The organism is Kribbella sp. NPDC004536 (assembly GCF_042873835.1).
Taxonomy (GTDB): Bacteria; Actinomycetota; Actinomycetes; order Propionibacteriales; family Kribbellaceae; genus Kribbella.
This window is the reverse complement of sequence record NZ_JBIALY010000001.1, coordinates 1,447,841-1,462,139: the sequence shown is the minus strand read 5'-3', so window position 1 is coordinate 1,462,139 and position 14,299 is coordinate 1,447,841. Positions and strand designations below refer to the sequence as shown.

The window sequence follows — 14,299 nt, the reverse complement described above, 5'->3', positions numbered from 1 at the left end:
GGTTCTTTCACGAACCGGAGGCGTCGGGTGACTCTCAGTGGCTAGACGTAGCGTTCCAGGATGCTGGACTCGGCCAGCCGGGACAGGCCCTCGCGGACCGTGCGGGCGCGGTTCTCGCCGACGCCCTCGACCGTCTGCAGGTCGTCGATGCTTGCCGCGAGCAACTTCTGCAGGTGGCCGAAGTGGTCGATCAGCCGGTCGATCACGGCCCCCGGGAGCCGCGGCACCTTGGCCAGCAGCCGGTAGCCGCGCGGGGTGACCGCCGCGTCGAGCTGTTCGGCGCCGCCGATCTGCAGGGCGCGGGCGACCTGGCCGATGTCGAGCAGGTCGGTGGCGCTGACCGCGTCGAGCTCGAGCAGCACGTCGTCGGCGGTCTTGGCGCGCTTCCCGGTGGCCGGCGGGAGGTAGTCGCGGACGACCAGTTCGCGTTCGCCGGCGACGCCCGCGACGAGTTCGTTCAGCTGCAGGGTGAGCAGCCGGCCGTCGGTGCCGAGCTCGACGACGTACCCGTCGATCTCGGTCGCGATCCGGCGGACCATCTCCAGCCGCTGCGCGACCGCGGCGACGTCCCGGACCGTGACCAGGTCCTCGATCTCCAGCGCGGACAGGGTGCCGGACACCTCGTCGAGCCGGAGCTTGTACCGCTCGAGGGTCGCGAGGGCCTGGTTGGCGCGGGACAGGATCGCGCCGGAGTCCTCCAGGACGTAGCGCTGGTCGTCGACGTACAGCGCGATGATGTGCATCGACTGCGACACCGAGATCACCGGGAACCCGGTCTGCCGGTGCACGCGGTCGGCGGTGCGGTGCCGGGTGCCGGTCTCCTGGGTCGCGATCGCCGGGTCCGGCATCAGGTGCACGGCGGCGCGGATCAGCCGGGTGGCATCCCGGTCGAGGACGATCGCGCCGTCCATCTTGCTGAGTTCCCGCAGTCCGGTCGCGGTGAACTCGACGTCGATCTCGAAGCCGCCGGTGGAGATCGCGTCCACGGCCTTGTCGTGCCCGAGCACGATCAGTGCGCCGGTCCGGCCCCGCAGGATCCGTTCCAGTCCTTCGCGTAGTTCCGTACCGGGAGCCACCGCTGCCAGCGTCGCCCGCAGCCGGGCGCCGGTGTTGTTCTTGTCCGTGTTCGCCGCCACGGAACCTGAGTCTATGCGGTTCCCAGCGGGCCGGTGTGCGGATATCCGCCGCCCTGCCGGGTCCGGCGGGTGCGTTCCGCTGCACGTATGCAGGTGCGCGTGCACCCGCCCGTGCATCCGGACCGTGCAGTACCTGTTTCGCGCTCGGCGACCTAGGACGCCTGCCGCGTCAGGGGCAGCGGATGACCTGACCGGCGTACGACAGACCGCCGCCGAATCCGAACAGCAGTACCGGCGCGCCGCTCGGGATCTCGCGCTTCTCGACCAGCTTCGACAGTGCGATCGGGATGCTCGCGGCCGAGGTGTTGCCGGACTCGACAACGTCCTTGGCGACCACCGCGTTGACCGCGCCGAGGCGCTTGGCGAGCGGCTCGATGATCCGCAGGTTCGCCTGGTGCAGGACGACGCCGCCGAGCTCCTCGGGCTTCAGGCCGGCCTTCGCGCAGACCTGCTGGGCGATCTCCGGCAGCTGTGTGGTGGCCCACCGGAAGACGCTCAGGCCCTCCTGCTGGAACGGGCCCTCGCGACCCTCGATCCGGACCGCGTCGGACATCTCCGGCACCGAACCCCAGACCACCGGGCCGACACCGGTGGTGTCGTCGTCGGCGACCAGGACGGCCGCGCCGGCGCCGTCGCCGATCAGTACGCAGGTGGTGCGGTCGGTCCAGTCCGTCCAGTCGCTGAGCTTCTCGACGCCGATCACGATCGCCTTGGTGGCGGCACCGGCGCGGATCGCCTGGTCCGCGGTCGCCAGCGCGTACGCGAAACCGGAGCAGGCGGTGTTCAGGTCGATCGCGGCCGGGTTGCCGAGGCCGAGCCGGGCGGCCACCCGGGCGGCGATGTTCGGTGAGCGGTCGATCGCGGTGCAGGTGGCGACGATCACGTAGTCGATCTCGGTGACGTCCAGGCCGGCGTTCGCGATCGCCTTGTCGGCGGCCCGCCAGGCCATCTCGTCGCATGCCTCGTCCGGGGCCGCGATCCGGCGCTCCCGGATGCCGACCCGGCTCTGGATCCACTCGTCGTTGGTCTCCACCATGGTGGCGAGCTCGTCGTTGGTGAGCACCCGCTCCGGCTGGTAGTGGCCGAGCGCGACAACTCTTGATCCGGTCATCTGCCTGCTCCTGCGGGGGTGGTCGGCGTGGGGGCGCCCCCAGCGTACGTTCCCGAACCACTCGCTGTTGATCCCCCGTCTCACACCTGTGGCAGGGAACACAGGGCGTTACGCCAAGCCGGCGGCGCTGAGGGCGGAACGGAGGTCGGGGGCGGCGAAGGTGCGCAGGCCGTACTTCTTCTGGATGTCCATCGGCTTCGCCTCGCGGCTGCGGTTCGGGACGTCGGCCGGGATGATCGCCTTGGTGAACCCGAGCCGGGCCGCCTCCGCGAGCCGTTTCTCCAGGCCGCCGACGCGGCGCACCTCGCCGGCCAGGCCGACCTCGCCGATCGCGACCAGGCCGGGATGGATCGGTTTGTCCATCACCGAGGACGCGACCGCGATCGCCACCGAGAGGTCCGCGACCGGTTCGGTGATCTTCACGCCGCCGACCGTCGCCACGTACACCTCCTGGTCGGTCAGTTTCAGCCCGGCCCGGTTGCCCAGTACGGCGAGCACCATCGCGACCCGCGACGACTCCAGCCCGGACGTCGTACGGCGGGGCTGTGGGGCGGCCGACGGGCCGACCAGGGCCTGTACTTCGGCGAGCAGCGGCCGGCGGCCCTCCATCATCACGGTCACGCACGTACCCGCGACCGGCTCGGCGTGCTCGGAGACGAACAGACCGGTCGGGTCGGTGACCTCGACGATCCCGGTGTCGACCATGTCGAAGCAGCCGACCTCGTCGGACGGGCCGAACCGGTTCTTGGTCGCGCGCACCATCCGGAACCCGGAGTGCCGGTCGCCGTCGAACGCCAGTACGACGTCGACCAGGTGCTCGAGCATCCGCGGCCCGGCGATCGCGCCGTCCTTGGTGACGTGGCCGACCAGGACGACCGCGATGTGCCGCTCCTTCGCCAGCCGGACCAGCGCGCCGGTCACCTCGCGCACCTGGGTGACGCCGCCCGGCGCACCGTCGACCTCGGGGTGCGCCATCGTCTGCACCGAGTCGATCACCAGGAACGACGGCTCGACCGCGTCGACCTGACCGACCACGGCGCCCAGGTCGGTCTCGGCCGCGAGGAAGAGCTCGTCGACCAGGGCGTCCGTCCGGCCGGCGCGCAGCCGCACCTGGGCGGCCGACTCCTCACCGGACACGTACAGCGTCCGTTGCCCGCCGCGCGCGGACTGCGCCGCGACCTCCAGCAGCAGCGTGGACTTGCCGACGCCCGGCTCACCCGCGAGCAGGATCACCGCGCCCGGCACGACACCGCCGCCGAGCACGCGGTCCAGCTCGCCGATCCCGGTCGGGCGGGACTCGGCCTCGATCGCGGACACCTTGGCGATCGGCATCGCCGGTGAGGACACCGGTCCGGCGGTGATCCGGGCGGCCTTCGGCGCACCGACCTCGGCGACCGTGCCCCACGCCTGGCACTCGCCGCACCGGCCGATCCAGCGCGCCGAGGTCCAGCCACACTCCGAGCACGCGTACGCCGGCTTGCCCTTGGTCTGAGTCGCCGCCTTCGCCATGGACCCCAACCTATTCGAGGCCGCCGACAAAACGTCCTAAGGCGCGTTTCAGCCAGGTGCCGGCCTTGCGGTGCGGTGGGTCCTCGCCGACCTCCGGGACGTCGGCGATCCGCTGCGCGGCGTCGAGGTACCGGGTGAGGATCTCGCTCCCGGCCGTCCGCAGCAGCCGACTTTGTTCGAGCAGCAGCAGGGCGGCCTCGCGGTTTCCGGCGACAACCTCCGCGGAGCCGAGGTGCTGCAGGCAGCGGGCGTGGCCTTCGCGTTCGTCGATCTCGGCGTACAGATGGGCGGCGTGCGCCCAGCGGCTCACTGCCTCGTGCCGGTTGCGTTGCATCCATGCGGCGACACCGATGAGCTCCAGGGAGTGGGCCTCGCCGCTGACGTCGCCTGCTGCGGTCGCATGGGCGTGTGCGGGGCGCAGGTGTTCCAGAGCGCCTTGGCTGTCGTACTGGTACAGGTGAACGACCGCCTGGTTGATGGAGATCGCCACGTCGGCTGCCAGGTCCGGTCCGGGTCGTCTGAGGCGTGCCTCGTCCAGCCGGTCCCGTGCGTTCAGCACTGCTTCGTCGCGGTCGTTGCCGGCCGGTGCGCGGTCCGCGACGGCCAGGTTGATCAGGGCTCGCTCGACCTGCCGTCGCATCCGCAGGGCGAACGCGGTCCGGCCGTTGGTGGCGATGTTGGCCGAGACGCTCAGCCTGGCGCTGGCCGTCTCCAGATCACCGAACATCCGGAACGCCGTTGCAGCGCGGGTTGCTGCAAGTTCCGCGAGGCTTCGGCGTCCGGCCGCTTCGGCTGCGGCACTGAGCATGTCGCTGAGTTGCAGGAGGGCGTCCGGATCCGGGCGCCGGACGTACCAGGCCTCCAATGCATCGCAGATGCGGGCGAAATCGTCGATCTCGTCGTTGTGCGGCTTCTCGGTTGCCAGCAGTTGCCGGAGTCGGTCCTCGTTCAGCGAGAACCATTCGGCCGCTGCCATGCCGCCTGCAGTGGAGCCCAGCGCGATCATCCACTGCTCGGCCTCTTCCGCAGCCGCATGCAGGTCAGTAGCTCCTTGTTGCTTGCGTTTGCGTGCCCGCCGGGCGCGCGAGCGCAGTCGCAGGAACGAGACGATCACCAGCAACGCTGTGACGGAGTAGCCGACCCACTGGACGATGCCGCGCTGGCCGAAGCTCTGGTTGAGCAACTGCGACATGAGGTCGGTCAGCAGACCGGATGCGACCGCACCGATCGCCAGTGAGAACTCCTGAGTCCGCGAGGGCTCTTCGGGTTCGTCGCTCATGGTCGGCTCCCTGTGGTCAGCCCGCGTACGACCGTGCGCCAGAACGACAGCAGGAGCACCACGGGTACGACGGACGCAACGGCGGCCGCCGCAGCGACCGGCCCGCTCGACACGGAGAACTGCCGCGCCTCACCCCACAACACCAGTGAGAGCGGCGTCGTACCTGGTCCGCTGATCAGGAACCCGACGATGAAGTCGTTCCACACCAGGGCGAACTCCAGCACCGCAACAGCAACCAGAGCAGGGCGATACGTCCGCTGCACAGTCGCGAGTACGGCGCTCTGCCGCACTGGTCCTTGCAGCGCCTCGGAGACCACGGCTGGTGGTGCGGACGCGAAGGCCGACCTCAGCAGCAGTACCGCGAACGGCAGGCCGGCCGCCGCGTGTACGAGTGCCAGTGCGACCCGTGACCCGGCCAGCCCGGCTGCGTCGATCGCGTCCCGCAGCGGGGCGGCGTACATCTGCACTGGCGTCACGGCGAGTACTACGAGCACGGCCATCGCCAGGCGGCCCAGTCGTGGAGGCAGCCCGCCCCAGGCGATCAAGTAGGCCGTCGGCACAGCGATCACCAGTAGTACAGCGGTGGCAGCGGTCGCGATGACCACCGTGGAGAGCAAGGCGCGGAACAGCCCGACGTTGGCGGCCGCAGCGATCGACGAGAACCCCAGGCCGGAAGGAGACCACCAGCCACGCAGCCCTGCCTCGCGTGGCGAGTGCAGCGCAGTGGCGACGAGTACTACAGCCGGAAACACCCACACCAGTGCGACGGCCGACCCGATCACCCAGCCGAACCGCCGTACTCGCCTGCTCGGCGCGGGCCTTCCGAGCGACGGTTCCTGCCGTACGACGGTCACCGGCATCGCCCAGCGTCGCCGGCGCAGTCCGCGTACGCCGATCAGTCCGACCGCTGCGACGATCGCGAACAGCACCACGCCGAGCGCCGCCGTACGTCCCTGGTCCACACCGGACGTGGTCGCCCGCCACCAATTCAGCCCGAGTACGTCGGCCGACCGCTGCATGGACCCTGGTACGACGATCAGCACCAGGTCGAAGACGCGTACCGCAGCGATGACCAGCGTCAACGTGACGACCCCGGTGATCGGGCGCAGCAGCGGGATCTCCAACGCACGCAGGCGTTTCCAGCCCTTCACCCCTTCAGCCGTGAGCGCCCGCGACACGTCGTCGGGTATCGCGTCCAGGCCGGCGCGGAACAGCGACACGACGTAACCGAGCCACGTCCAGCCGAACGCGGACATCAGGACCAACCAGAACAGACCAGGACCCAGCCATACCGGGCTCGTGCCGAAGAGCTTCGTCCAGACCGCTGTGATCGTGCCGCGTTCCGGTGTGGGGTCGTAGATCATCCGGAAGGTCGCACCGGACGCCAGCACCGACACCGCGAACGGTATGACAAGTGCGGGCTGCAGGAGCGTCGTGACCGCGGGCAGCCGATAACTCAACAGTGCAAGGGAGAACCCGACCGCGACTGTCCCGAACGCGATCAGTACCCACAGCAGACTGTTGCCCACGGCATGCAGTGCGGCCGGGTCGCCGATCACCGCGAAGTTCCCGAGACCGAAGTGGTTGCCGGTGGTGAACGCCTTCACCACGGTCACGCCGATCGGGATCAGTAGCAGGCAGCTCAGCAGTAACGCCGGCAGCCCGAGCAGATAGGGACCGGCCGGACGACGCGGCTTGCCTTGTACGGGCCGCCCGGTGATCTCGCGGCCGACGACCTCCAGCGACAGGCCGTTGGTGTGCAGGCCCATCAGCTCTCCTCCAGCTTCTGCAGGTCGCTCATCGCGGTGTCGACAGCCGCGGGTACGGCGTCCGCGCCATGTCCACCCACTGCGATCAGGAAGTCGGTCAGCACCTTCCAGAGACCGTTGATGCCGCCGAGCGCACCGAGAAGGTCGGACAGGTCGAACTGCAGCTGTTTGCCAGGCAGGGCGAGCTGTTCCGCGAGCCGGGTGAGCTCCGGCGTGTACCCGGTGGTGCGGCCGTCGACGAGGAACCCGCTTTCCTTGATCCACGGGTCCACCGCGGTGGGTTGGGCCAGCCGCCGGACCAGATCGCGGGAGTTGTCGGTGATCGGCGAGGTCAGCACCATCACGTCACCCCCGACGACCACGGGCGCCGCCGCGCCCGACGACATCGGCGGGAACGTGAAGAGCCCGATGTCGCGGGGGTCCGCCGCGAACGAGCGCACCACCGGCTCGGCGAAATCGGACGCGAGCACCATCGCCGCTCTGCGATGCCCGAACACCTCAACGAGCGCATCCGGGAACTGCTGGACGAGCGACTCGTTCACGCCGCCCGCCAGAGCGCCCGGAGCCGACCACATCGTTCCCAGCAGCCGTAGGGCAGCAGCGAACTGGGGCTGTTGCGACGGGCGCGGGTGCTCCGCTGTTGCGAGTCCGGCGTACACAGACGGCGCTATGCCCAGCAGGATGTTCTCCAGGAAGTCGGTGAGTACCCAGCCGTCTCCTGCGCCGAGCGCGAGCGGTGTGACGCCCGCTTGTACCAGTGTCCGGTTCAGCGACAGCCACTCCGACCAGTGCTGCGGTGGCTGTACGCCGACCTTCTCGAACACCGACGGGCGGTACCAGACTGCCGACTTGTGTGCGGTCTTGAACGGCACGCCGTACGTCGTACCGTCCTGCACGAGCAGCTCCCGCCAGAGCCGGGCCTGGCCGGGTCGAGCGATGTCGTCCGGTATCGGCGCGAGCTCCTTCAAGTGCTGCCGGACGAGACCGGGCTGCGGAAGCATGACCACGTCGGGTCTCCTGGCAGCTGGCGAGCCAAACGCAGTGGAGATGTCATCGCCGAGCGGAACCACCTCAACCGGGTAACCCAGCGCGCCAAGATCGTCCAGGACGGTGTGGAACGCGCGTAGCTCCTCACCGCTCCAACTGACAGCCACACGGACTGCACGACGGAGACCGAGCACGTCACTGGAACACCCCGTGAGCAAGAGTGTTCCTGCGGCAGCCAGGAACGTCCTGCGGCTACTCAACATCGTCGAATCCGGTCGTGCGGGTCGTGCTGGTCGTAATGAGCAGCAGAGCGACCGAGGCGAGTTCGGGGTTCGGGCGGATCGACAAGAGCGAGCCCCACGTCGGCAAACCGTTCGCGTCCTCCAGGACGATCGCCCGTGGATAAGCGCCGAGTGCACGAGCCACACCGGCCAAACGGCGACGGCCTGGGGTGATCTCGTGCGGGTAGCGGTCCAGCACGTCCTCGAGACCACAGGCGAAGGCCTGGACCCGGCTCTGGTCGCGGGCAGCCTGCTTGGTGATCGACTGCGTCGTGAGGTGCCCGTGTACGACGTTGCCGAGCACGGTGAGGTGGGGGAGCAGTCCGCCTTCAGCAGGAACCAGCCGGACCGGCCCGCCGGGGAGAACGATCGCCTTGGGTGGCGGTTCCTCCAGGCCACTCACAATGTCGGCAAGCTGCCGACGGTCCGCGGCTTGCGGCACCACCACGGCACGCTGCTCACCTACACCGACCCAGAGCCGCTCGGGCAACCCCGGCACGCGTTCGACCAGCAGACCTTGGTCCATTGGTGGCCGGCGCCTCCCCAGAGTTGCCCCGTCGAATGGTGCGTCAACCCTATGAGTACCGGAGGTCGCCCCGCAGGCCGCAGAGTGTCGCTCAGTAGCTGCGGCTCCACAGGTTGACGGCGTAGTCGACCTCGACACCGGTGTGCGACGCGAGGATCCGCTTGGCGTCCTTCGGGGTGAACTCGATCCGCACCACCGCCTCCAGATCGGCGCGGGTCTCGAACCGCCAGCCCATGTCGAGCGGTGTCCGGTGCCAGCCGCGGTCGGTCCAGAACCGTTCCACGACCGGTGCCTTGATCATCGGGTACGACGTACTGAACCACTGCCCGAACGTCGACCGGGTGCCGTCGTTGTCGATCACGAACGCGGTCCCGCCGCGGCGCATCACCCGGTCCAGCTCGGCCAGTCCGGGCTCGCATCCCGGCCCGAAGAAGTACGCCCAGCGCGCGTGCATCACGTCCACCGACGCGTCCGGTACCGGCAACCGCTGCGCCGATCCTTGCCGTACCTCGACGTTCGGCAACGCCTGGGTACGCCGCCGCGCCGCCTCCACGAGACCGCCGTGCGGCTCCACACCGACCACGCGAGCGGCCGTCGCCGCGAACCTCGGCAGGTAGAACCCGGTACCGCAGCCGATGTCCAGCACGTTGCCGCCGGCCCAGTCCCGGATCGCCCGCATCGCCGGCTCGATCACCCCGTTCGGATCGACAGCCCGGTTCTCGAGCTCGTACACCTTCGGGTGCTGCCAGATGTTCGGGCTCGGAATCCCGCCGTCCGCGATGCTCACCGTCAGACCCTAGCCATTGCCTGCTTGGTCGTGGCGGCCAGCAGGGCCGCCGGAACGAGCAGGATGCCGCAGAACACGGCCAGCCAGTGGAAGCCCAGGTACGCGAGGACCGGGCCGGCAGCTGTGCCCGAAAGGGAAGCCAGGATGCCCATCGTGAGGTCGGAGAGGCCCTGGGCCGAGGTGCGGATCTCGTCGGGTACCGAGCGGGACAGCAGGGTGGAGCCCGCGACCAGACAGGCGGACCAGCCGAGGCCCAGCGTGAACAGCGCGAGCCCTGTCAGCGCATGGGCGTCGTCGGGGGCTACCGCGGCCAGGGTCATCGCGATGGCCAGGATGCCGAGGCCGATGCCGATCGTCGGGATGCGGCCGAGCCGGTCGGCCAGCCAGCCGGTCACCGGCGACAGGGCGTACATGCCGGCCACGTGACCGCTGATGACGAAGCCGACGATCGTCAGCGAAGCACCGTGGTGCCGTAGATGTACGGACGTCATCGACATGACTCCGACCATCACCGCGTGAGCAGTAGCAATTGCCAGCAGGCCCAGGCGGGCGTGGGGGATGCTGATGACCTGGCGGAACGTCTGTGCGAGCGGCTGGCGCTCCACCTTCGTCGGACGTACCTGGCTGCGCATCCCTAGCCAGACCGTGGCGGCGCTGAGACCGAAGGCGACCACGGAGAACACGTACGGACCTGCCAGCGCCAGGAGGCCGAGCGACGTGCCGATCGAGCCGCCGACGCCGGTCAGGTTCGGGCCGACGATGACGCCGATCGTGGTGGCCCAGACGACCAGGCCGAGCGAGCGGGCGATCCGGCTCGGTTCGGCCGCGTCTGTCGCGGCGTAGCGCGACTGGAGGTTCGAGGCTGAGCCGCTGCCGAAGAGGCAGCCTGCCGCTAGGAGGAGGGGGAGGGAGCCTAGTTGTGCGGCGAGGATGGTCAGTGCGGCGCCGGCGAAGGCGATCAGATAGCCGATTGTCAGCGAGATCCTTCGACCGTGGGACCTGGCGAGGCTTGCCAGGGGGACCGCGAGGATGGCGGCGCCCAGGGTGGTGGAGGTGGCGACGAGGCCGGCCAGGGAGGTGGAGCCGGAGACGTTTTCGGCGAGCAGGGCCGCTACCGCGAAACCGCTCGCGGTGGCGACGCCGCCGAGGGCGTTGCCGGCCACCAGGACCCGGAGAGTTGTCCGCTGCCGCTCGCTCGTCACGAGCAAACCCTCTCATGAACCTGACAGGGAAGCCGCTTATAGGATCGACCTGACATAAGTCCGTACGTGCTTCGGTTGGAGTCCGGATGTCCGACATCGCGATCGTTCCTGCCCCGCGTGAACTCACCGTCGACGAGGGCCGGTGGATCACACCCGACCCGGTCGCCGACGCCGTCCGGGACGTCGTCGAGAACCTCGACGCCGCCGAGTACCGGATCGACATCAGTACCGACGGGGCCCGGCTGACGGCCGGTTCCGAGGACGCACTGCGGCACGCGGAGACGACGTACGCCCAGCTCGTCGAGGCCGCCGAGGACGCCGGGGACGGGAAGGTCGCCGTACCGCTCGCGCACGTCGCGGACGCGCCGCGGTTCGGCTGGCGCGGGATGATGCTCGACGTCGCCCGGCACTTCATGCCGAAGGACTTCGTGCTCAAGGTCATCGACGTCCTCGCCCTGCACCGGCTGAACGTGCTGCACTTCCACCTCACCGACGACCAGGGCTGGCGGGTGGAGATCGAGGCGTACCCGAAGCTGACCGAGGTCGGCGCGTGGCGCGAGCAAACGATGGTCGGGAAGATGTCGCACGGCCAGACCGAGTTCGAGTACGACGGGACGCGGCACGGTGGGTTCTACACGAAGGCCGACCTGCGCGAGATCGTCGCGTACGCCGCCGAGCGCGGGATCACCGTCGTACCGGAGATCGACCTGCCGGGGCACATGCAGGCGGCGATCGCGGCGTACCCGGAGCTCGGGAACCACCCGGACCAGCAGCTCACCGTCCGGCCGTACTGGGGGATCAGCGAGGACGTGCTGAACGTCAACGACGCGACGGTTGAGTTCGTGAAGACCGTGCTGCGGGAGGTGCTGGACGTCTTCCCCTCGCCGTACGTGCACCTCGGCGGGGACGAGTGTCCGTCGGTGCAGTGGGGCGAGTCGGAGGAGGCCCAGAAGCGGCAGGCCGACCTCGGGCTGGACGAGCCGGGGCAGCTGCAGGGGTGGTTCACGGCGCAGGTCGCGGAGGTACTCGCCGAGGAAGGGCGCCGGCTGGTCGGCTGGGACGAGATGGTCGAGACCGACTGCCCGAAGGACGCGGTCATCATGGCGTGGCGGAGCGCCGAGCGCGGCGTGGTCGCGGCGAAGGCCGGCCACGAGGTCGTGATGGCGCCGTGCGAGTCGGTGTACTTCGACTACTACCAGGGCGACCCGGCGACCGAGCCGCTGGCGATCGGCGGGAACATCCCGCTGGACAAGGTGTACGACTTCGAGGTGGTTCCGGCGGCGCTGTCGGAGGCCGAGGAGGCGCTGGTCGTGGGGACGCAGTGCCAGATCTGGACCGAGTACATGGAGGGGCCCGAGCAGGTCGGGTACATGCTGCTGCCGCGGCTGTCCGCGTTCGCCGAGCGGGCGTGGGGTTCGCCGAAGGTGTCGTACGAGGAGTTCCTCGGCCGGCTCCGGCCGCACCTCGCCCGGATCGAGAGGCTCGGGGTGAACTACCGGCCGCTGGATAGCTGAGGGGATAACAAATCTCCGTTAGCCCTGTTAGAAGGGGTAGACGACCCGGCCGGGCCCGGCAAAGGATAAGAGGCCGGGTCGGGAGCGGAGGCGCGCACATGACCGCTGTAGGGCCGCTGGATGCGATGTTCCTGGGTGGGGAGTCGCGGGAACAGCCGATGCATGTCGGCGGGCTGATGCTGTTCGAGCTGCCGGAGGGCGCCGGCCGGGACCACGTGTTCCCGGAGAGTTCGCGGGACTTCGTGTCGCGGCTGTACCACGACCTGCTCGCCGCGCCGCAGGTGAACCCGCTGTTCGCCCGGCGGGTGCGGAACCGGGCGGTCGATCTCGGGTACTGGTCCTGGGAGCAGGACGACGACGTCGACCTCGAGTACCACGTACGGCTGTCCGCGCTGCCACGTCCCGGGCGGTACCGCGAACTGTTCGAGCTCACCAGCCGCCTGCACGGCACGCTGCTGGACCGGCACCGCCCACTGTGGGAGATGCACCTGATCGAAGGCGTCGAAGGCCGCCGCTTCGCCGTCTACAGCAAGATCCACCACTCCCTCCTCGACGGCGTAACCGCCCTCCGCCTCATGCAACAAACCCTCACCACAGACCCCACCCGCACGAACATGCCGGCCACCTACGCCCTACCGGGCGGCGGGTGGGCGTCCGGTGGCTCGGGTGGTGGAGGTGCAGGGGCGCCTACGCCGGCCGAGTTGCTCGCGGCCATCGGCCGCCTTCCTGGGCGAGCCCTCGGGTCTGCGGTGCACACCGTTGGTGGGACCGGGCGGTTGCTGGCGGATCTGGCCGGGTTGCCGCCGGCGGGGCTCAGGGGTTTGCTTCATTCGACGATGCCGTTTCAGGCGCCTCGGACGGTGTTGAACCAGCCGGTGACGGGGGCTCGGCGGTTTGCGGCGGAGTCTTGGCCGATGGAGCGGTTGGAGAAGGTGCGGGCGATCACCGGGGCGACGGTCAACGACGTACTGCTGGCGATGTGTTCAGGGGCCTTGCGCAACTATCTGCTGGACCTGAACGCACTCCCCGACAAGGCGCTGACCGCGATGGTCCCGGTGAACCTGCGGACCGCGAGCAGCGGCCCCGGCGGCGGCAACTCGCTCGCCACGCTGATCGCCGACCTCGCCACCGACCTGTCGGATCCGGAGCAGCGCATCCGCCGCATCATGGCGTCGACGGCCCAGGCGAAGAGCGTGCTCTCGGACCTCACCCCGCTGCAGAACCTCGTCGTCGGCGCGCTCGGTTTCGCCGTGGCCGGCCCCGGCGCGGTCCTGCCCGGAGTCGCCGGCCGTACGACGCCGCCGTACAACATCGTCATCTCGAACGTCCCCGGCCCCACGGAGAGCCCGCTGTACTGGAACGGCTCCCGCCTGCTCGGCCTCTACCCGGCGAGCATCGTGATGAACGGCCAGGCGCTGAACATCAGCGTCACCAGCTACGCCCACCAACTGCACTTCGGCCTGATCGGCTGCCGCCGCACCGTCCCACACCTGCAGCGCATGCTCACCCACCTCGAAACCTCACTGGCCGAGCTGGAGAACATCCACTAGATCCGGACAACCCCGTTCGGAGTCTGGAACACGGCGGCCACCAGCCCCGGCTGGCCGTTGGGGCCGACCCAGCCGACGTCGAGGTCGTCGAGCAGGTGGTCGGCGGGGTGCCCGATCCAGTCGGTCACCCGGGTCGGGTCGCCCGCGATCTCCAGACCGGTCAGCTTGACGTCCTTGCCGCCGATCGACGGGTGCTCGCCGAGGTCGTCCCAGTGGATGAAGAACGGCAACTGCGGGTCCGCGATCAGGCCCTTGACGCCGATCTGCCGCCAGGTCAGGTTCACCCCGTCCGGCCGGTGCCGGTTGCCGGGCACCGCCTGCCGGCCGAGGCGCTTCTCCATCGCCGCCATGTCGGTCACCTCGACGACCCAGCCGAGCCAGCCGCCGCCCAGCTCCTTGCGGGCCCGGACCGCCTGACCGAACGGCGCCTTGTCCGACGCCGGGTGGTCGAGCACGTCGACGACCTCGATGTAGCGGTCGTTCTCCAGCGGGAGGATGTGGTTCACCGTCCCGAACCGCGGGTGCACCCCACCGTCCACGAACTCGGCCCCGAGCAGCGCGGAGAGCCGCTCGACGGTCGCGCGGCAACCGTCCGGTCCGCACGCGTACGACAGATGATCCAGACGCATGTCAGCCATTCTTACCCCC

Annotated in this window: 12 protein-coding genes; 2 read left to right on the top strand and 10 right to left on the bottom strand. The window is 69.6% G+C overall.

Going from position 1 to position 14,299, the window contains the following annotated elements; genetic code table 11:
- Nucleotides 1-41: 41 nt before the first annotated feature.
- From disA to ACFYRU_RS07195, 9 genes are all read right to left on the bottom strand, one after another.
- On the bottom strand, nucleotides 42-1,136 hold the full coding sequence (gene disA, locus ACFYRU_RS07235) for a DNA integrity scanning diadenylate cyclase DisA (RefSeq protein ID WP_387654097.1): 1,095 nt from the start codon (nucleotides 1,134-1,136) through the stop codon (nucleotides 42-44).
- 169 nt (nucleotides 1,137-1,305) lie between these two features.
- The gene (locus ACFYRU_RS07230; protein WP_387654094.1) at nucleotides 1,306-2,247 is read right to left on the bottom strand and encodes a beta-ketoacyl-ACP synthase III; all 942 of its coding nucleotides are present in this window, start codon (nucleotides 2,245-2,247) and stop codon (nucleotides 1,306-1,308) included.
- Between the two features lie 108 nt (nucleotides 2,248-2,355).
- Nucleotides 2,356-3,756 carry a DNA repair protein RadA gene (radA, locus tag ACFYRU_RS07225; protein WP_387654091.1) on the bottom strand — a complete coding sequence of 467 codons (1,401 nt, stop codon included), beginning with the start codon at nucleotides 3,754-3,756 and terminating at the stop codon, nucleotides 2,356-2,358.
- 10 nt (nucleotides 3,757-3,766) lie between these two features.
- Nucleotides 3,767-5,035 (bottom strand): hypothetical protein, encoded by a 1,269-nt coding sequence (locus ACFYRU_RS07220; protein ID WP_387654088.1) that lies wholly within the window; start codon nucleotides 5,033-5,035, stop codon nucleotides 3,767-3,769.
- Nucleotides 5,032-6,804, bottom strand: coding sequence for a sugar ABC transporter permease (locus ACFYRU_RS07215; RefSeq protein ID WP_387654084.1), 1,773 nt, complete (start codon nucleotides 6,802-6,804; stop codon nucleotides 5,032-5,034). The genes ACFYRU_RS07220 and ACFYRU_RS07215 overlap by 4 nt, the downstream gene beginning before the upstream one ends.
- Nucleotides 6,804-8,054: an ABC transporter substrate-binding protein gene (locus ACFYRU_RS07210; RefSeq protein ID WP_387654059.1), complete on the bottom strand. Its 1,251-nt coding sequence runs from the start codon at nucleotides 8,052-8,054 to the stop codon at nucleotides 6,804-6,806. Before ACFYRU_RS07210 ends, ACFYRU_RS07215 begins: the two co-directional genes overlap by 1 nt.
- On the bottom strand, nucleotides 8,044-8,598 hold the full coding sequence (locus tag ACFYRU_RS07205) for a hypothetical protein (RefSeq protein ID WP_387654056.1): 555 nt from the start codon (nucleotides 8,596-8,598) through the stop codon (nucleotides 8,044-8,046). Before ACFYRU_RS07205 ends, ACFYRU_RS07210 begins: the two co-directional genes overlap by 11 nt.
- Before the next feature lie 91 nt (nucleotides 8,599-8,689).
- Nucleotides 8,690-9,385: a class I SAM-dependent methyltransferase gene (locus ACFYRU_RS07200; RefSeq protein ID WP_387654054.1), complete on the bottom strand. Its 696-nt coding sequence runs from the start codon at nucleotides 9,383-9,385 to the stop codon at nucleotides 8,690-8,692.
- 2 nt (nucleotides 9,386-9,387) lie between these two features.
- The gene (locus tag ACFYRU_RS07195) at nucleotides 9,388-10,587 is read right to left on the bottom strand and encodes an MFS transporter (RefSeq protein WP_387654052.1); all 1,200 of its coding nucleotides are present in this window, start codon (nucleotides 10,585-10,587) and stop codon (nucleotides 9,388-9,390) included.
- An 86-nt stretch (nucleotides 10,588-10,673) separates the two neighbouring features.
- On the opposite strand from ACFYRU_RS07195, the gene ACFYRU_RS07190 reads away from it, so the two are divergent.
- Together ACFYRU_RS07190 and ACFYRU_RS07185 are read left to right on the top strand one after the other, a co-directional pair.
- The gene (locus tag ACFYRU_RS07190) at nucleotides 10,674-12,101 is read left to right on the top strand and encodes a beta-N-acetylhexosaminidase (RefSeq protein ID WP_387654049.1); all 1,428 of its coding nucleotides are present in this window, start codon (nucleotides 10,674-10,676) and stop codon (nucleotides 12,099-12,101) included.
- A gap of 98 nt (nucleotides 12,102-12,199) precedes the next feature.
- Complete coding sequence (locus tag ACFYRU_RS07185; protein WP_387654047.1) at nucleotides 12,200-13,651, top strand: wax ester/triacylglycerol synthase family O-acyltransferase; 1,452 nt, start codon at nucleotides 12,200-12,202, stop codon at nucleotides 13,649-13,651.
- Here ACFYRU_RS07185 and ACFYRU_RS07180 read toward each other — a convergent pair.
- Nucleotides 13,648-14,280 carry a VOC family protein gene (locus ACFYRU_RS07180; RefSeq protein WP_387654044.1) on the bottom strand — a complete coding sequence of 211 codons (633 nt, stop codon included), beginning with the start codon at nucleotides 14,278-14,280 and terminating at the stop codon, nucleotides 13,648-13,650. The two genes, ACFYRU_RS07185 and ACFYRU_RS07180, sit on opposite strands and share 4 nt — an antisense overlap.
- Nucleotides 14,281-14,299: the final 19 nt, after the last annotated feature.